This window comes from Mesorhizobium sp. M0217, from assembly GCF_040321955.1.
In the GTDB taxonomy this organism is placed as follows: domain Bacteria; phylum Pseudomonadota; class Alphaproteobacteria; order Rhizobiales; family Rhizobiaceae; genus Mesorhizobium.
Window position 1 is genome coordinate 19,836 of the sequence record NZ_JAMYSN010000038.1, and the last position, 17,415, is coordinate 37,250.

A 17,415-nucleotide genomic window follows, 5' to 3' on the forward strand; every position below is an offset into this window, starting at 1 on the left:
GCTTCATGGAAGACTTAGCTTGGCAGTGCGGCCACCATCCACGACAAAGATCTGACCGGTGACGAATGCAGCCTCGTCGGAGGCAATCCATGCCACCATCGCCGCGACTTCCTCAACACGACCGGTTCGGCCCAAAGGATGAATGGCACCCAGGCGACCCCGCGCCTGCTCGGGCAAAGCGGCGACGAAACTGGCGTTAAGATCCGTATCGATCCAGCCAGGAGCGACGCCGTTGCAACGCACACCGTCTGGCCCGCCATCGATCGCCACTGCACGCGTCAGGCCATGCAGCCCTGCCTTCGAGGCACAATAGGCGGCGTGCCCAGGGTTGGACGCCAATCCCTCTATCGAGCCGATATTGACGATTGCGCCGCGGCTTCTGCAAAGATGAGGCATGGCGCGACGGATCAGCAGGAAAGGAGCATCAAGGTTGAGCGCCATTGTACGTCGCCACTCGTCCAGCCCCGTGTCATCTACCTTTGCTTCAACCATGCGCCCAGCGTTGTTGACGAGGATATCAAGCCGGCCGGCCCGTTGAACGACATCGTCAATGATCACGGCCGGAACGTCGGGGTCGCAAAGGTCCGCGACTATCGTTTCTATGCGGTCAGCCTGCTCAAGCTGAACCGCAAAGACCCTGGCTCCCTCGCCGGCAAGCCTGTCGGCGATTGCCGCTCCGATGCCGCTGCTGGCGCCGGTCACAAGGGCGACCTTCCCGGCGAAGCGGGTCATGTTGCAGCCTTTCCGCGGTCGGCAGCGTGCCAGCCGATTGAGCGCATTGCGCAGTGAATTCTCCCAAACCTGCGCTCCGCGCGCCCGAGTTTCGCTATTTGCCGTGGAAGGCATCCTTTCGTCCATTAGGCTTCCTCTGGCCAAGTGCTTGGCAATACGCCGGGGCACATTCTGCCACCCCTAGCCGGTAGCTCCTGCTCCCTAAAAAGAAGGTTCAAAAGTCGTGCCAACTAAGCAGAAAAGAACGTCAGAAGAAATATGCTGCATATCCAAAGCGTTGAATGAGAGTGCATCAGCAGAAAAGCCAACCGCCACCATGTCACAGACCTGACAAAACCGACAGTTGAGGTGGCGTTCGGGGTTCTGGGCGAGTAGCTCAACCATTCGGCTTTTGACCGGGTCACCGGAGGCGGTCGGCCGCCCCCGGTTCCCACAGAACGTGGCGTGCGGAGCTACCGCACCACGCTCTTCGGCAGTTGCTTCACAGCACCGCAAGTGCCCGCAGCCCCCTGTATGGGAGCCGCACGGATGCAGTAGCGGGGTCCGTTCTTTGATCTGGTGGAAGGCGTCCCAGTCGAGGCGACCGCCGTCACGGCTGCGACTGCACAGCATCTTGCGCCAGTAACGCTCAGCGGCCCGATACACCTTGGTCAGCGACCGCATATTTCCGGCAACACCATAATAGGCATAGTGGCCACGCAGGGCAGCGTTTATCGCTCTGACCTGATCACTGATCGCGTGATACGTATTTTGTCGCATCAACCCCTGCAACGACGACACGCTCCTTTGAAGCCGCCTGCCGCCGAACGAGCAGGGCAAGAAGTCCTCCTCGTAAATCGCCGACAGCACCTCAGCCGTACTGCGCAGAAGCCCCGGTCCGAAACGGTTGGCACCCCGAGCGGGCGCTTCTCCGTCTTGCCAAGCTTGGGGATGTAAACTCGCCGTACTGCCGGCGCGCGATATCCCTGGCGGTGAATGGATTGGAGCATCGGCTCTATCCACTCTCCAAAGCTCTCCTTCGCCGCCTTCACCGTCTGACCATCCATCCCGGCGGCCGAGCGCTGCGGAATCCTGAACAGACTCCTCTGCACCCGTTCGCGGATGATATGATGGGCAAGCGACGTAAAGCGGAGTTTCGGCTCACACCGAGCTTTCGCTGCTATACGTTCAAGTTCTGTTTCCATGGTCAGCTAATCTTCCCTTTGCATGAAAGGCCGTGTCTCCCATTGAATGGAGCCCATGTTGCCCAAGAACATTTCAACTACCGCTGAACGCTTCCCCATGTGGCCGGCTCTCCCGTCCTCGGAGTACTATCAGTCAGTCTGACTTCCACCCGGTCATCAGCCCCTTCTCACCTCATCGGCTTGGCAGGTCCTACAAGCTTGCGCTTGAACCGGATGGATCTCCCTTGTTCACGTCAACTCCTTCGATTGCATGCTGGCGGTACGAACCCCGGGAGCACCTCATACCACTCGCAATGACGCGGCATGCGATTCCGCCTTCGCCTTTGAGGGACAGGGTCGGCTACTCCGATCTCGATCGATTTCGGGGCTATCTATCCGTTCACGTATGTTCCGGCCTACAATCTCCTTGTCTACGCTTCGCAGCGGTCGTTACCGGCCACCACGCAAGGCTCAGTACACGGCTGCTCGCTAGCCTTTGCCGTGGCCGTCATCTCAGACGGCTGAATTCAACGCGCTTGCAAGGCGCAACCCTCGCAGATCCGGGCGGGCGGATTTCCCGGAGCCGGCTCTTCATGGGAATAACCCGTGCGAGTGATGGGCGGAGTTGGCAGGCGGAAGCGTGCGGCCAGGGTCTCGAACTCCGACCCGCCCATGCGCCGGCTTTCTGGCTAACGTCTCAGACACCACATCCGGCGCATTTGCCGATGGAATCCGTGGAGCGCTGTGCGAGACCTGCCGTAGTAGCCGTAGTGCGCACGCAGAAGGGCAGCGAACCATTTGTGTTGCGTGACCAGTGGTGCGTGCAGGAGCCGCCAGGCATCGTGGCGCAGCGCCATCAGCTAGCTCGTCAGGCGTTTCCCTTCCGTCTTGTGCTTCACGATGAACCGGCCAATCCCTGGTCCGCCCGCAGTAGTGGATGAAGCCAGACGAAGGTCTCGGTTCGTGACAGGGACGCGAACCGCCCAAACTCGATCAAACGAGTCTTGTCCTCACGGAGTATCAGGCCGAAGCCGGCCAGCCGCGCCTTGAGGGCCAACAGCATCTCCTCTTCCTGATCCATCCCGGAATGGGAGCCGCCACGAAGTCGAGGTCGAGGATTTGTGAACGAACCACTCTCCCCGCAAACGTTATCCCGAACCCGTGATCACGGCACCGCCGTGCCTGAGGGCCGTTCAAAGGCGCGCCGGACGCGAGCTCTAACTTCAGGCGTTCCGCTCTTCGGCCGAAATCTTCCGCGACGGCTCGGCCCCCGTCGGCAGGCTCCGGCTGTCGTTCCACGTAAGACGAAGCGGCCCATGCGGAATCCCTCGCGGCGCAGGACCTCGTCCCATGGTCCCAGTCGGGTTCGATCCAGTCGCGTTCAGGAGCGGCAATTGGGCAAGCACTTGGCGATTGCAACGCTGTACCTCTGGCGAAGCCCGGACCGCAGACGGGATAGATGACGATGCCAACAACAGCTCCGCTGTCTCGTGAGGCCATGAGCCGCAGCCAGCTCGACTTCAGCGCGCCAATAGCCGCGCAAACTGTCGGAAATAACATAGTTAATTTTGATATCACCACGTAGTTGACCAATAGCGCGGCATGGGCGGCATCAACCCCGTCGATGCGAACGCATCGCTGGAGGCACCGTGACGTTCCGGGAACCATTGCGTTTAATGGTCCTGACGACATCGGAGGCCTCGGAAAGGCTGCTTGCCAGCACCCTGTAAATGTTTTTGCCAGCGCTGGTAAGCATGATGCCGGTCCCTCGCCTCAGAAACAGCGGAACACCAAGGTCGTCCTCAATGGCTTTGATCTGCCGACTGATTTCTCCCGGTGTGACCCCCAGTTCGGAAGCCGCAAGCTTGAATGAGATATGGCGTGCCGAGGCCTCGAATGCCGTGAGGGCAGTCAATGACGGGAGTTCGTAATGCTGAGGAACCATTTTAGAATCCAATCAGATCGGGGAGATGCGATCCAAAAGACCGGATATTCGCTCGTCCTCTGGCCCGTAAACCGCCGCCATTTTGATCAATCACACCAGCCTCCTAAACGGAGTGCGGCCGTCCGCGTTGACCGTGCAAGTTGCGTGCCGTTTTAGTTGCACAACTTTCCCATCCCGACGGCCCGCCTTTGGCGACCTTTTCGTCAGGTTTCCGACATTCTTGTCCAGCTCCCGACACAAGACATGCGCGGGACTGTCACATGACGATGAGATCCTGCCGCCGTGTGAGGAGTATGAAGAAGCCCCGCACAATCGTCTCCCTGCCGACGTTGTGCAGCGGGGGGGCAGCCACGACACGGTTCCCCCGTTGCGAGAAGTTCGGATATAGGCCTAGCTGCGGCCTGCACCGGCCAGGCCGCTCGTCAGGACCAACACGGTGGTGCCGTCAGCATGGAAACGCTTGGCAACAAGCACATGCGCCTCGATCAGCGCGTGCACCGGCTTCAGCACCGCGGCATGGGCGCCGAGCTGGTCCGCCGGCCTGGAGAGGCTCAGATCGGGGGCCCCGTGGTGACAGCGCGCGCCGCCGGTTAAACGGCTAATCTGGGGAACCTCTCAAACAGGATTGTCGCCGACAGGTTCGGCCCGACAAAGCGGCGCGACGTCTTTCTCGGTGACATCCTCGCCAAGCTCCGCCAGTCCCGCACTTACAGTGCGGCAGGCTGGTCATGTGAGTAATTGCCTGTCCGCTCTCATCACGCGTTGGCCAGGTGAGCGTAACTTGCTGCGAAACGCCTGAATTTGTGCTCACCGCACGTCACCCGCTTGTAACGAAGCGGGTTGCTGTCCGTGACACATGAGGGCAATGGTTCGATGATCGCATTGAAATCAGCGTCGATAAAGAAGGGAATTGAGTATCGCTCACGTCCCGAGGTATTCACCACGCGGTGCATGTTCGCCAGGTATACATCATTGGTGAGCCGCTGAATCAGGTCGCCAATATTGATTACGAATGTGCCGTGGATCGGAATGCCCTCGACCCAGTCGCCATCTCGGTTCATGACCTGAAGACCACCCACGTCGTCCTGAGCCAGGATGGTCAGATTGCCGTAGTCCGTGTGGGCGCCAATACCGATAATCTCTTCGCCAACATAGCCAGTCTGCGGCGGGTAGTGAAGCAGGCGCTGAATGCTGATCGGTTGTCGCATGAGGCTTTCGAAATAGCTTTCAGACAAGTCGAGACTAAGCGCAATGCCCTGCAAGAGTTTTTTCGCGAGGTCCACCATTTTTTGATGGTATGCGTATGTCAATTTCTGGAACTCGGGCATGCTTGAGGGCCACTGGTTGGGGCCCAAAAACGGACCTTCCAGCGTCGAACGTTCAGGTCCGATATCAAAGCACTCCTTCAGGTCTTTCGTCTTGCCCGGATCAGTGTTCTCCCCGAACACTTCAATATATCCGCGGAGGGCCACATCGGATTTGCTAACATGCAACGTCATCTTCTGCGACATGGACAGATCAAAGAACCGACGGCTCACATCGAACACCGAATCCAGAAAATCCTGCGGAATGCCGTGGTTCTTAACATACATGAACCCAGTGTTCGATAATGCCCAACGTATCTCCTTCGCCACCCTCTGCTTATTGCAGCCATCGAGAAGCGGCGCGATGTCAACCACCGGGATCTTATCAAAGCTTTCACGTTTCGCGCGAAGCTTGTCGTCCAGTCTGGCCACGATATCCTTAGACATGAGTACACCTTTGTTTGGCAACGGGAGTCCGCACACCGATTTGAGTATTTTCGTGTTGCACTGGCTGCGTGAAGAACTGTCAGGAAACCTTGGATAGCTTGTGGGGTGCATTCTTTGGGTTGCGCTGCTCAATGAATTAGAAGAATTCGAAATCGTGGCAGTGCATAGGCGCTCGCGCTCTTCCGGTCGCCGTGCATCGGCTGCAAGTTGTCCAGCGAGTTTTACGGCAGCGTGGTCATGGTCGCTCCCTCGTTGGTGCGCTGGTCTTCTCGGGTACGTGGAAAACCCAATAATGCGCGTCCTCCTCGGCGACGTATCTACCGTCGTTTAGTCGCTGTGACAGCACAAGTACGCCCGCGTCCTGCAGACGTCGAACCTCGTCTTCAAAGGATGTGGCCTCCGCATAGCTCTTGCGGGTGCTTGCGATGATGAATCCGTTTGGGCGCGTAACGCGGGCCAGTTCGCGCAGTCCGTCCGGTCGGACATGCCCGACCGTGAAGACGCCGCAGCAGACCGTAACGTCATAGCTGGCGCTTGAGTAGTGGGAGAGCGGCTCGTTGAGGTCAACATCACCTCGGATATGGCGGTAGATGCTGGTCTGCCGAGCCTTTTCGGCCATCTCTTCGGAGAGGTCGAACCCATCAATCAACCTGAAGCCGAGGCGTTCCAGCTGGACTCCGAGTAGGCCAGTTCCGCAGCCAGCGTCCAGGATTGTAATGGCTGTTCGCTCCTTAGCCAAATAGGCTGTTTGCACCGCGCCCGCTAGTTCCGCCACGACCATCGGCCCGCAGTACCCGTCGCGGCCGACATCCAAATCGTAGGAACTGGCCCATTCACGATAAAAGTCCGACAAGCGATCGGCGTCACTGTCGAGGGCGTGGGAATCCTTGATGCGCTTTCGTGCGGCTTGCTCCAGTGCCGTCTGCCGATCGAGGGTGTTCATGACAGTTCCTCCGTGTATGAGTGATGCGAATGCGGTACAGTTGAATTGGAGCGCAATGGCCGCAGCTCAACTGATGAGATGTTCGTCGCTTTCAGCGAAATGCACGCCAACTGCTGCCCCCGCACGGGCGATCTCAAGCGTCTTCGGTGGGGATTTGTCGACTTGACCGCTGCCCGGGGTATTCCGGCCACAGCGCCCTGTGCGCATGCTTACTTGTCGAAGACGTTGAGTGGCAGCAGCAGGTGGGTGACGACAAATGCCGGCGTCGCGGGTCGCATCGCGATGCATCTTGTCACCGGGTGTCCTTTTCGAGCAAGTCATTCGCGGCGGCAGAATTGATGTCTTGTCTATCTGATAGCCGGCGTCCAAGCACTTGGCGGCCAGTCGGCACAACGCTGCCGGTACCAATGAATCCGATTCCTTGTGGAAATAAGTGGCGCGTACCACGCCCCCTCCAGCCTCAACAGTACACACGGGATTTTCCTTTCACGAGTGAATCGGCGAGATTTATTATCTAGGGTATATAGCGACATTATGACTTAACATCGGACCTGCAATCATCAAGTCAGTTTAGATCCAGATCTATATCACAATTAGTCAGCAAATCAACTGATGTGCTCCCGAGGTGTGACGGACTCCTATTCAGAGTTAGAGAAGAGGCTCTTTTAGACCCCGAATGATCTGCGGTCAGCCAAGAAACGGAGATCGCCTCATCATTCGGCCGCTGAATAGCATTCAGTCTCAGAATTCGAAGAATGGTGTCAGCCAGAGATCTCACCCTGGCCATAACGGTCGATGGTCTGCTCGGCCTGCGCATGCCGGTCTAAGTTTAGCTCCCGGGCTTCGGCAGCAGTCCAAGATGACTGCCGGCATCGACAATAATGTTCTGCCCGGTAATGTTTGACGCTTCCGTTAGGAAGAACAGCGCAGCCTCGGACATCTGCTCCGGTGTTCCTGCCTGGCGTAGAGGTGTTCTCTGTTCCTCGTCTTCTTTCAGCTTGTTGTATTCAACTTCGCCTACGCCATTCAGCATCCAACGGGTCTGGATAAGGCCGGGGGAAATGGCATTCACCCGAACGGCGGGGCTGAGCCAACGTGCCAGCATCAAAGTAAGAGTATTTAGGGCGCCCTTAGACAGCATATATGGCAGCGAGCTGCCGTTGCCAATAAGGGTGGCATTGGTGGACACATTCACGATCGCGCCGCGTTCTTTGCTTTCCTCCCATTGTTTTCTCATTGCCGGAAACACAGCACGGCACATCATGAAAGCGCCTATGGTGTTCACGCGAAATATGCGGTCGAAATCCTCCGGTGTGACGTCTTCAAGGTCGCCGGTTTTTTGGAACCTTGTAGTGGCAGCGTTATTGACAAGGCCGTCGATGCGCCCCCATTCGCTCAGGGTCTCGGCGGCCAGTTTGCGGCAATCGGCATCCTGCGCCACGTCGGCCTGCACAACGATGGCTCCAACACCTTGCGCTTTGACTTTGGCATAAGTCTCGTCGGCCTCCTTCTTGCTTCGACTATAGTTGACCGCGACGTTCCAGCCACGCGCTGCGAGGTCGATGGCACAAGTCGCTCCCAGGCCCGTTGCCGATCCTGTCACAATTGCTACTTTGGCCACGGTGTTTTCCTATGCTTCAGACAATTTGACGGAGACAACGGGTAAACAGCGGTCTCGCACCAAGTTAATTTTGGATCTTAAGTCGGAGGCGGTAGTACGGCTCCTTCCGCGCTTAAGGAACAGTTTAGTACTTTCTTGCCTTAAGTCAACTCAAAATGGATGTTGTACTGTTAAGGTTATAAACAGTTTTGTTTCTGAAATGCATCTTTATTGTTAAGATTCTTGTGGTCGTCATGAAATATCGCGTATAAAATTTCTCCGCTGTTTAGAGGGGAGCCGGTGCGATGCCGGCGCTGCCCCGAGGCAACCCCACTCATGTCACTGAGGCGAATAGCCTCGGGAAGACGGGTGGAGGCTATGACCCCGCGAGCCAGGAGACCTGTCACGGCGAATTACGTCCACGGGGGGGTGTCTCGGTGGCCGCAGCAGCCCGGCGTTCGTGCCGGCCTGGATCGTGTCGCAGGGAGTGTGTAGCTGACGGCTTGGTCGCCGCGCTCTCCGGCATGGGGCCGGGCTGATCAGCGTGCCACGGCTGGCAGGCTGATGAGCGGATCATCAGCTCATTTGGCTGATGGTTTCCAGCGTCATGTATCTGGCGCGCTGCACGGCCCATTCGTCGTTCTGTTCGAGCAGGATCGCGCCAACCAGGCGGGCGATGGCGTCATCATTTGGGAAGATGCCGACGACCTCGGTGCGCCGCTTGATCTCGCCGTTGAGGCGCTCGATCGGATTCGTCGAGTGGAGCTTGGCGCGATGTTCCTTCGGGAAGGTCATGTAGGCCAGCACGTCGGGCTCGGCGTCGTCCATGATTGTCGCCAGTTTCGGCACCTTCGGCCGGATCTGGTCGGCGACGGCGCGCCATTGCGTGCTTGCGGCCCCGGGCGTTTCCTGGGCGAAGGCGGTGGCGATGAAAGCGGAGACGACGCGGCGCCCGCTCTTGCCGGCATGGGCCAGCACGTTCCTCATGAAGTGGACGCGGCACCTCTGCCATGTCGCGCACAGCACCTTGGTGACGGCCGCCTTGATGCCTTCATGGGCATCGGAGACGACGAGCTTGACGCCGCGCAGGTCGATCGGCCGCTCGAGGAAGGCCTTCACCTTCCCGTCGATCTCCTCGCACAGCCGCGAGACCTGGCTCTTGGATATGCCGCTCATACCCATGGCCTTGACCAGGTCGTCAACCGACCGGGTCGAGATGCCTTGCACATAAGCTTCCTGGATGACGGCGGTTAGCGCCTTCTCGGCCATGCGGCGCGGTTCAAGGAAACCGGGGAAGTAGGAGCCCTTCCTGAGCTTGGGGATGCGCAGCTCGACGGTGCCGGCCCGCGTCTCCCAGTCGCGCTCGCGATAGCCGTTGCGCTGGGCCGTGCGCAACGGGTTCTTCTCGCCATAGGCGGCGCCGGTGGCGGCCCCAACCTCCAGCTCCATCAGCCGCTCGGCGGCAAAGCCGATCATCTCGCGCAAGAGATCGGAATCCGGAGTCTTCTCCACGAGCGCGCGCAGGTTCATCATGTCGTCGGTCATCGATGATTCCTTCGAATCAGGTTGGTGTCAGCAACCCGACCTTACCGGCGAACTGTCGATGACCACCGCAAAGCCGCTCGCTACAGCGCTATCGAGAGCGCGCTCGCGAGCGGCTTCGCTACCGCCGAGCTACACCACCTGTGGGGCCGCGACCGCTAGCGCCTTCCTTGTCACCGACGCCCCAACCATCGGGGTATGGCATGACTGTCTCTCAGCAAAGTCCTGTCGCAACGCTTGGCTTGTCGCGCTTCGGTCGTCGGCGAGAACTGAAATTCGCGCTTGAAAGCTACTGGTCCGGAAAATCTCCGCTGGCGACCTTCTCACGACGGCGAAGGCGCTCCGTGTCGATACCGGCTCAATACTCCCAGAAATGCCGTTTGAATCCTCCTCCCAGTATGCCGTCGCCGGTCTCCCGGAGCGCGCTCCGGCAGCCCGGCGGCGCTGGTCATTGATGCTTCTCCTGATGGTCGGGAGAGGGATTTGGGTGACGAAGATCGGGAGATGTTGATGGTGCTGGATTTGCATCGGCGCGGCGTGTCGGTATCGGCGGTCCTTCAGTTCGCGGAAAAGCCGGCTGCCGGTGAGTCCGGGATATGGCGGCGGCTACACGGCCGGCACCGACTTTCTGCGCGACGTCCGTCCTGCCACAGCGGAGCGTGAATACGAGGTTCACTTCGAGGCCTTGCCCGGCGAGCACGCGCAGGAAGGACTTCGCCCAGAGGCGGCGCTCCTCGCGAGCCTTGAGCGACGCGTCAGCCGGGAGGGCATGGTCAGCATCGGCGGCAATTTCTACAGCGTGCCTGACGCCACCAGGTCACCAGGCGCCGTGTTGTCGAGGTACACACACGCCGGCCGAAGAGGTTCGCATCTTCGAGGACGGCGCGCCGATCGCCACTGATCCGATTCTCGAAGGCCGGCATTAGGGTCATGTCGAGCCGGATCATCGTACGCGTACGACGAAGGCCGCATGATTGGCACACGCGCGTGCGCGCGGCGGACTCTATGGTCGCGTAGCGTGAATGTGATTTTTCGTGGAATGAGGACCCCTTTAAGGGGTGATTTTGGTCCAAACGCGAAAAACCAGGGTCGCGATTCGGTGGTGATCGACACCTTGTCTCTGTCGCCGAAATGCGGCGGCGGGAAAAAAATAAACCCTGAATGGCCGGCGATCCGGCTTAATCACTTCCTCTGCCCAACCGACCGTCCCACCGCATTGGGTGCTGGGAGAACCGCATGAGCCTCGATGAGAGGCTTAAGCTTCATCATGACTGCAGGCAATGGAGGGACGGAGCGGCTCTCCTTCGATGAAACATGGAGCATTAGATGCTCGCAGCTCGACAACAGGGTGTCGTCGGAAGCTCGGTACAAGCACATGAAGCTATGTATCTTTTTCCCATCTGATGGTAGGAGTTGCGCCTTCACATAAAGTGCGTCTCCAAGCTTCGCCTCAGCAAGGAGCCGAATGTGACTCTCCACCGTGTAATAGCTGTGGCCGGCCTTCACATAGTCCGTGTCGACGCCGACCATTTGAAGAAGCGCCTCGGAGGCATCGGCAAAGCACTGGGTGTACCGGTATTCAGTCATGTGGCCATTATAGTCGATCCAAGCAGGATGAACTTTCACTTCGAGAAGCCTTAATGCCTCGTCACTGGGAGTAACCGGAGGTTTTGGCGCGCTCTCCCAAAGATGAGCCTCGAACTCAGCCAACAGCTTGCCTGCACCCCAGCCCCGCCCCTTGTCGCTGGCCTTTAGCGCTTGCATGATTGCGACGAGATTCTCGTCGCGGATGCGTTCGAGTTCTCGAATGCCACGCTGCCCGGACTGAGCGTCGGACTGAACGGCGATCTTTTCAACAAGGTCAGCGTCGAGGTCGGCCACATCGGTCAGCTTGGTCCAAGGCCAAGAAAGGCTGGGACCACACTTGGAAAGAAAGTCGCGCATGCCAGCCTCACCGCCAGCTATGCGATACGTCTCGAAGAGGCCCATCTGCGCCCAGTGAAGACCGAACGAGTAGCGGATCACATTATCGAGAGTTTCGGTATCGCAGATGTCGTCCTTGATCAGCCAAAGGGCTTCCCGCCAAAAGGCTTCCAGAAGGCGGTCGCCCACGAAGCCTTCAATTTCCTTATTGATGATCAACCCTGTCATGCCAACCGTCGCGAGCTTGGCCTTGGCGTCCTCGAGCACCGCTCTCGTGGTTTTCTTGCCACCAACGAGCTCGGCCAGCGGTAGCAAATACACGGGGTTGTAGGGATGAGCGACGAACATGCGCTCCGGGTGCTTCATATCGCGCTGGAGATCGGTCGGCATCAGGCCGGAAGTCGAAGAGCCAATCAGCGCCTTGGAATCAGTGGCAGCGTCTATCTGGGCAAGCACGCTACGCTTAAGATCGAGCCTCTCCGGCACACTCTCCTGGATCCACTCTGCGCCTCGCACAGCATCCTCAAGGGAATCGCTGCAACTTAGGGTGCCCTTGGCGGGGAGGCGCGCGCTCGCGAGCATCCCATACGCGCGCTCGGCATTAGCCATAATCTCTGAGATGAGCAGTTGAGCTTCCGGATGCGGATCGAAGATTCTAGTATCAATGCCGGCAAGCACGAATCGTGCAGCCCAAGCTCCGCCGATAACGCCACACCCGATACACGCGGCCTTACTGATTTTGGCCATTTGTGATTTAGCTTCCGATTTGTATCTTCGTTGCGTCGAGGGCGATCATGCCAAAGAAGCAGGTCGCGATGACCTGCTGCCCTACAGAAAGCATGGCACTTACCGCTTGGTCAGTTTAAGTCTCCGACGAACTTCCTCAGGACCGATGATCCTGGCGCCCATGTTTTCGACGACATTGACGGCCTTCTCGACTAACTGGCCGTTGGTTGCAAACTGACCTTTGGCAACGTACAGATTGTCTTCGAGGCCGACGCGCACATTGCCGCCTGCGAGCACGGCGGCCGCCGGATATGCCACGGCGTCGCGACCTATTGAAAAGGCGGAAAACGTCCAGTTGGAGGGAACGCTGTTGGCCATGACCAGGAAGGTGTTGAGGTCATTAGGCGCACCCCACGGAACTCCCATGCATAGCTGAACCAAGACAGGATCTTCAATCAAGCCTTCCTGAACGAGTTGCTTGGCAAACCACAAATGTCCCGTATCAAAAACTTCGATCTCTGGGCGAACGCCGAACTCGGTCATCATCTTGGCCAGCGCGCGAAGTGTCGATGGCGTGTTCGTCATTACATAGTCGCCGAGATTGAAATTCATGGTGCCGCAATCGAGTGTACAGATCTCGGGGGCGCACTCGACAATGTGGCTAAAGCGTTCGGAGGCACCGACAAGGTCGGTGGTGGGAGCGAGTGGAAAGGGCTGCTCGACGCTACCAAAGATTAGGTCCCCACCCATTCCCGCGGTGATATTGAGCACAACGTCGGTATCCGCCTGCCGTACGCGGTCGGTGACCTCCTTGTACAACTCGTTCTTGCGAGACGGCGCGCCAGTCTCAGGATCGCGAACGTGGATGTGAGCGACTGCAGCTCCTGCTTTGGCTGCCTCAACGGCGGCTGCTGCGATTTCTTTCGGCGATCTGGGTACGTGACGGGATGTCGATGCTGTATCCCCCACACCAGTCACGGCACAAGTGATAAAGACCTCGCGGTTCATAGCAAGAGGCATGATCTTTTCCTTACGGTTGGAACAGGATGGAGTGGGCAAGGCTAAGGGTGGCGCGAGGCCCTGCGGTCGCTGAAATTTCCGCGGACTTAGTATTCAGAGGATATTGTTTGACCGTCGATCGCGATGGACTGCCCCGAAATAATTCGGCCATGAGGACTGCAAAGGTACAGAATCATACTCGCGATTTCTTGGACACTCACTAGCCTTCGCATTGAAAACAGTTTGAGCTCTGCCTGCCTGATTTGCTCAATCGGCACTCCACGTGATTGCGCAGCCATAAGCTGCACCCGTTCCAATCTGGGGGTATCGACAGCACCGGGACAAATGGCGTTCACATTGATGTTGTGCTGGCCCAACTCCATCGCCATGACGTCTGTAAGTCCGACGACGCCATATTTAGCGGTGCAGTACGGGGAGCGTAGTGAATACGGTAGGAAGCCCGCGGTTGAAGACATGTTTACCACAGAGCCGCCTCCGGCTGCCTTAATGAGCGGAATCGCGGATCTCGAACAATAAAAAGCGCCGTCCAGATTCACACCCAGGGTGCTTCTCCACTCGTCATCGGCAACCTCTTCCACTGGCTTCGACGGACCAGAGGTTCCAGCGTTGTTTACTAGGATATCCATTCCGCCGAGGCGGCGATCAACCTCCTCGAAGAGTTTAGCCACCGATTCGGATTTCGAAACGTCGGCCGCAACTGCAACAATGCCTGTGCTCGGCTGAACACTCCGAACCGCTTCGGGGTCGATATCGCACACGAGCACTTTTGCTCCTTCAGCAGCAAAGCGTTCTGCTACCGCCCTTCCGATACCGGCAGCACCCGCTGTGATCAGAACACGCTTATTCTCTAGTCCAAGATCCATGTAGCCTCATCCTTTCACACCAAAAATGCGTTCGCAAACCTGACTCTCCGCGAGTCAGTAGTTACGAAAACGTATCGGAGTTGCCTCGCCAGGCCGCCATTGCGAATGGTCGCTCAAACCGCGGCACCGAATGGTTTTCCGCAATGCTTGTTATCTAAAGAAGGTTCACTCCGGGCTCGCTGCACTCCTCTGTCACTCGGTTGTTGTGACATTCGGTGCGAGGTCAGCGACTTTGTGTTAATCTAGCAGCTATAAGTCACTCGGGCTGTAAAAGGACCCGAGCGCGCTTGGAACGCTGGACCGCCCCAGCATTCTGCCGCGCTCAAAGTGTTGATAGCACAACCGATTGCGGTAAAGCGTCCGCAAAAATGTAAACTGACCGATGAGTTTATTCCGGATTATTGGTTGGACGCTGACCTGATGAGGTGGACGGCCTCCACTCCCGGCATCGCAATGTGCCAAAGTGTGGCTGTCGAAAGTCACATGAGGGAGAGCCGTCCATGGAGAAGGTTAGCACAATCGGTCTGGATGTCGCCAAGCACGTGTTTCAGGTGCACGGCGTTGACGCGCAGGGCGCAGTGGTTGTCCGCCGGAAGTTGCGTCGCGACGATGTAGTCGCATTCTTTACGTCCTTGCCGGCGTGCTTGATCGGCATCGAAGCCTGCGCAACGAGCCATCACTGGGCTCGTGTCCTCACGGCTCTGGGGCATGAGGTTCGCCTGATGCCTGCGTCATACGTCAAGCCATACGTGAAGCGGCAGAAGAATGATGCTTCGGATGCCGAGCCAATCTGCGAGGCGGTCACGCGACCGACGATGCGCTTTGTTCCGACAAAGAGCGAAGAGCAGCAGAGCGTGTTGATGCTGCATCGCGTCCGCGAGCTTTTTATACGGCAGCGGACAATGCTGGTGAACGCCTTGCGCGGCCACTTGGCGGAGTTGGGCATCATCACTCGTCAGGGTGCTACAGGGCTGAGCATGCTCGTCGCGTTGGTTGAGGACGAGGGGCACGACCTCATTCCCCCGCTTGCCCGATCGGTCTCTCTTTCTTCTCGCTGGGCTGCCGAGCTTCTGGCGAAAAAGCCGTACAACGTCGTTGCGGTGGCCTTGGCAAACAAGATGGCCCGGATCGTCTGGGCGCTGATGGCTACGGGCAAGCGCTTCGCGGATTCACCGGCGTAGTGACGTAGTCGCAGAGGAAGCACAGAGGTTGGTGAGGTGCTTATGGTGTGATGACGGACGGTCGAACCGGGACGGAAAAACCCGCTCAGTGGGTGCCGCTCAAAAAGCGCGTTGACCTGTCTGGGATCCCATCCGCGGACTTCATCAAGGCCAGCGGCATGAACAGGCCGCACTCAAAGGCCGAATACATGCCTGCACCCGACCAACCTGTCATCAATATCAGAAAGCCCTTGCCACGCGGAGGCCGTCCATACATGCTACTGAGTTTTTCCTCCATCTGAGATTAGAGTCCGGCGCTTGATTGAAGGACAGACTGATGAAGAGAAAGCGGTTCAAGGAAGAGCAGATCATTGCGGTTCTGCGCGAGCATGAGGCGGGAGCAAAGGCGGGCGATCTGGCCCGCAAGCACGGGGTCTCGGATCGACGCTGTATAACTGGAAGGCCAAGTATGGCGGGATGGACGTCTCTGACGCCAAGCGGCTGAAGGCTCTGGAAGACGAACGCCAAGCTGAAGAAGCTGCTAGCCGACCAGATGCTCGAAGCGTCGGCACTGCGTGAGCTTCTGTCAAAAAATGTATGGTCCGCCCCGTCCGTCCAAGGGTTCGCGACATCGCCGACGACGATTCCAGTTGCATAAATGTATCCGGCCTCTCGCGAGTGAGCTGCTGTTGCAGCCAGGCCATGATGAGATCCGCGCACGCCGTTCCCAATAAATGGTTCAGGCACGAAGCCCGCTTTTTCGCACAGGGCTTACGGATGCTGATCCACTGTTTCGTCATCACTGTTCCCGAGCCTTGCAATCGAACTGGAGCGTCAGGCGAATGCAGGATCCCTGAGTTCGTAGAGTGCTCCCGGCTTGGTCAGGACAACCCAGAGAATGCGCGCCATCTTGGCGGCAAGTGCGACAACAGCTTTGTTCGGGTGCATCCGGCTCTGCAACCCATCAAGCCAGCTTCCCAGGCGATCCCGGGTTCGATCCAGGTGACGGAAGCATGATCGCGCGCCATGAACGAGGAGCTTGCGGACGTACCGGTTCCCGCGCTTGCTGATACCGAGTAACTTCTGCTTACCTCCGGTCGAGTGTTCCCTTGGGACAAGGCCCAGCCATGCGGCCAGGTCGCGAGCCTTCTGGAACTGGCATCCGGTGCCGACGGCCGCCAGTAGCGCGGTGGGCTCCCAATGCTCCGATTCCGGGGATCGTCATGAGCCGGCGGGCAACATCTTCTCGATCTGCAGTCGCTGCGATTTCCCTCGTCACGTCGTTGATGCGCTGCTCCAACTGGCGCAGATCGGCGAACAGGTCCACGAGCAGTTTGCGCATTGCCGGCGAGAGGTCATTCGAAAGGTCATCGAGAACCAGCGGCAATTCGAGCTTGAACAGGCCCGCGCCTTGTCTCAATGCGATGCCGTATTCGAGGCAGAATGCTCGCATCTGGTTGATCAGACGGGTTCGCGTGCCGATCATCTGGTCGCGCACCCGATGCAAGACTTGGAGGTCGGTTTGCTCCTCGCTCTTGATCGCAGCAAATCGCATTGTCGGTCGCGTGGCGGCTTCGGCGATGGCCTCGGCATCGATGATGTCGCTCTTGTCCGACTTCACGTAGGGCTTCACGAACTGCGCCGGGATCAGGCGAACCTTGTGCCCCAGCGCATGCAGTCTCCTGGCGATCCATTGCGATCCAGCGCACGATTCCATCCCGACGATTGTCGGCACTGCCCGCTCAAAGAACGTCATCAACGTATCGCGTCGGAAGCGAACTCGCTGGACGGGCTCGCCGTCGCTGTCTAAGCCGACGACGTGGAAGATGTTTTTGCCGATATCGACTCCATAGACGGCCGCAGGGCGCGGCGCATTGCGTGGGGACATTGCAACCTCCTTTGTTGTGACTGCCCAGATGATGCTGCGGGAGGACTGGGCGGACCATCCCATTAATGGTAGGGCCCGCCGCCAAGCGCGAAGCCGTCGCGCATCTGCAGGCCGTCATGGGTCTGTCGGAGCGTCGGGCCTGTTCCTTTGTGGGCGCCG

General features: G+C 58.4%; 10 protein-coding genes, 5 pseudogenes and 1 riboswitch. Of the genes and pseudogenes, 3 read left to right on the plus strand and 12 right to left on the minus strand.

Annotation, left to right across the window (positions count from 1 at the left end; genetic code table 11):
* Window positions 1-3: 3 nt before the first annotated feature.
* The 8 genes and pseudogenes from NKJ18_RS30675 to NKJ18_RS30710 form a co-directional block, all read right to left on the minus strand.
* A complete protein-coding gene (locus NKJ18_RS30675; RefSeq protein WP_352761265.1) occupies window positions 4-732 on the minus strand; it encodes an SDR family NAD(P)-dependent oxidoreductase in 729 nt (242 codons plus the stop codon).
* A 201-nt stretch (window positions 733-933) separates the two neighbouring features.
* Window positions 934-1,551 (minus strand): hypothetical protein, encoded by a 618-nt coding sequence (locus tag NKJ18_RS30680; RefSeq protein WP_352761267.1) that lies wholly within the window; start codon window positions 1,549-1,551, stop codon window positions 934-936.
* Between the two features lie 1,239 nt (window positions 1,552-2,790).
* A complete protein-coding gene (locus tag NKJ18_RS30685; protein ID WP_352761269.1) occupies window positions 2,791-2,958 on the minus strand; it encodes a hypothetical protein in 168 nt (55 codons plus the stop codon).
* Window positions 2,959-3,507: 549 nt separating this feature from the next.
* Window positions 3,508-3,840 carry a LysR family transcriptional regulator gene (locus NKJ18_RS30690; protein ID WP_352761271.1) on the minus strand — a complete coding sequence of 111 codons (333 nt, stop codon included), beginning with the start codon at window positions 3,838-3,840 and terminating at the stop codon, window positions 3,508-3,510.
* A gap of 755 nt (window positions 3,841-4,595) precedes the next feature.
* Entirely contained in the window at window positions 4,596-5,591 is a 996-nt protein-coding gene (locus tag NKJ18_RS30695; protein WP_352761273.1) for an isopenicillin N synthase family dioxygenase, read from the minus strand.
* Between the two features lie 235 nt (window positions 5,592-5,826).
* Entirely contained in the window at window positions 5,827-6,534 is a 708-nt protein-coding gene (locus NKJ18_RS30700; protein WP_352761275.1) for a class I SAM-dependent DNA methyltransferase, read from the minus strand.
* 829 nt (window positions 6,535-7,363) lie between these two features.
* Window positions 7,364-8,155 (minus strand): SDR family NAD(P)-dependent oxidoreductase, encoded by a 792-nt coding sequence (locus NKJ18_RS30705; RefSeq protein WP_352761277.1) that lies wholly within the window; start codon window positions 8,153-8,155, stop codon window positions 7,364-7,366.
* Window positions 8,156-8,363: 208 nt separating this feature from the next.
* Window positions 8,364-8,556, plus strand: a riboswitch (cobalamin riboswitch).
* A 117-nt stretch (window positions 8,557-8,673) separates the two neighbouring features.
* A pseudogene (locus NKJ18_RS30710) lies at window positions 8,674-9,679 on the minus strand (transposase).
* A 739-nt stretch (window positions 9,680-10,418) separates the two neighbouring features.
* Between NKJ18_RS30710 and NKJ18_RS30715 the strand changes: the two are divergent.
* Window positions 10,419-10,596 (plus strand): annotated as a pseudogene (locus NKJ18_RS30715) (Mu transposase domain-containing protein); the annotation flags it as partial.
* Window positions 10,597-10,858: 262 nt separating this feature from the next.
* On the opposite strand, the gene NKJ18_RS30720 reads toward NKJ18_RS30715, so the two are convergent.
* The 3 genes from NKJ18_RS30720 to NKJ18_RS30730 form a co-directional block, all read right to left on the minus strand.
* The gene (locus NKJ18_RS30720; protein ID WP_352761279.1) at window positions 10,859-12,346 is read right to left on the minus strand and encodes a carnitine 3-dehydrogenase; all 1,488 of its coding nucleotides are present in this window, start codon (window positions 12,344-12,346) and stop codon (window positions 10,859-10,861) included.
* Window positions 12,347-12,445: 99 nt separating this feature from the next.
* Complete coding sequence (gene bcoG / locus NKJ18_RS30725; RefSeq protein ID WP_352516313.1) at window positions 12,446-13,345, minus strand: 3-dehydrocarnitine:acetyl-CoA trimethylamine transferase BcoG; 900 nt, start codon at window positions 13,343-13,345, stop codon at window positions 12,446-12,448.
* Between the two features lie 86 nt (window positions 13,346-13,431).
* Window positions 13,432-14,208, minus strand: coding sequence for an SDR family oxidoreductase (locus NKJ18_RS30730; protein ID WP_352761281.1), 777 nt, complete (start codon window positions 14,206-14,208; stop codon window positions 13,432-13,434).
* 500 nt (window positions 14,209-14,708) lie between these two features.
* Here NKJ18_RS30730 and NKJ18_RS30735 point away from each other — a divergent pair.
* A pseudogene (locus tag NKJ18_RS30735) lies at window positions 14,709-15,171 on the plus strand (IS110 family RNA-guided transposase); the annotation flags it as partial.
* A gap of 534 nt (window positions 15,172-15,705) precedes the next feature.
* A pseudogene (locus NKJ18_RS30740) lies at window positions 15,706-15,966 on the plus strand (transposase); the annotation flags it as partial.
* Window positions 15,967-16,202: 236 nt separating this feature from the next.
* Here the strand turns inward: NKJ18_RS30740 and NKJ18_RS30745 are convergent.
* A pseudogene (locus NKJ18_RS30745) lies at window positions 16,203-17,256 on the minus strand (IS110 family RNA-guided transposase).
* Window positions 17,257-17,415 lie beyond the last annotated feature (159 nt).

What these genes read in the sequence shown, in the direction of transcription:
- NKJ18_RS30675 (WP_352761265.1), bottom strand. Translation starts at nt 732, where the DNA reads ATGACCCGCTTCGCCGGGAAGGTCGCCCTTGTGACCGGCGCCAGCAGC.
- NKJ18_RS30685 (WP_352761269.1), bottom strand. Translation starts at nt 2,958, where the DNA reads ATGCTGTTGGCCCTCAAGGCGCGGCTGGCCGGCTTCGGCCTGATACTC.
- NKJ18_RS30690 (WP_352761271.1), bottom strand. Translation starts at nt 3,840, where the DNA reads ATGGTTCCTCAGCATTACGAACTCCCGTCATTGACTGCCCTCACGGCA.
- NKJ18_RS30695 (WP_352761273.1), bottom strand. Translation starts at nt 5,591, where the DNA reads ATGTCTAAGGATATCGTGGCCAGACTGGACGACAAGCTTCGCGCGAAA.
- NKJ18_RS30700 (WP_352761275.1), bottom strand. Translation starts at nt 6,534, where the DNA reads ATGAACACCCTCGATCGGCAGACGGCACTGGAGCAAGCCGCACGAAAG.
- NKJ18_RS30720 (WP_352761279.1), bottom strand. Translation starts at nt 12,346, where the DNA reads ATGGCCAAAATCAGTAAGGCCGCGTGTATCGGGTGTGGCGTTATCGGC.
- bcoG (WP_352516313.1), bottom strand. Translation starts at nt 13,345, where the DNA reads ATGCCTCTTGCTATGAACCGCGAGGTCTTTATCACTTGTGCCGTGACT.
- NKJ18_RS30730 (WP_352761281.1), bottom strand. Translation starts at nt 14,208, where the DNA reads ATGGATCTTGGACTAGAGAATAAGCGTGTTCTGATCACAGCGGGTGCT.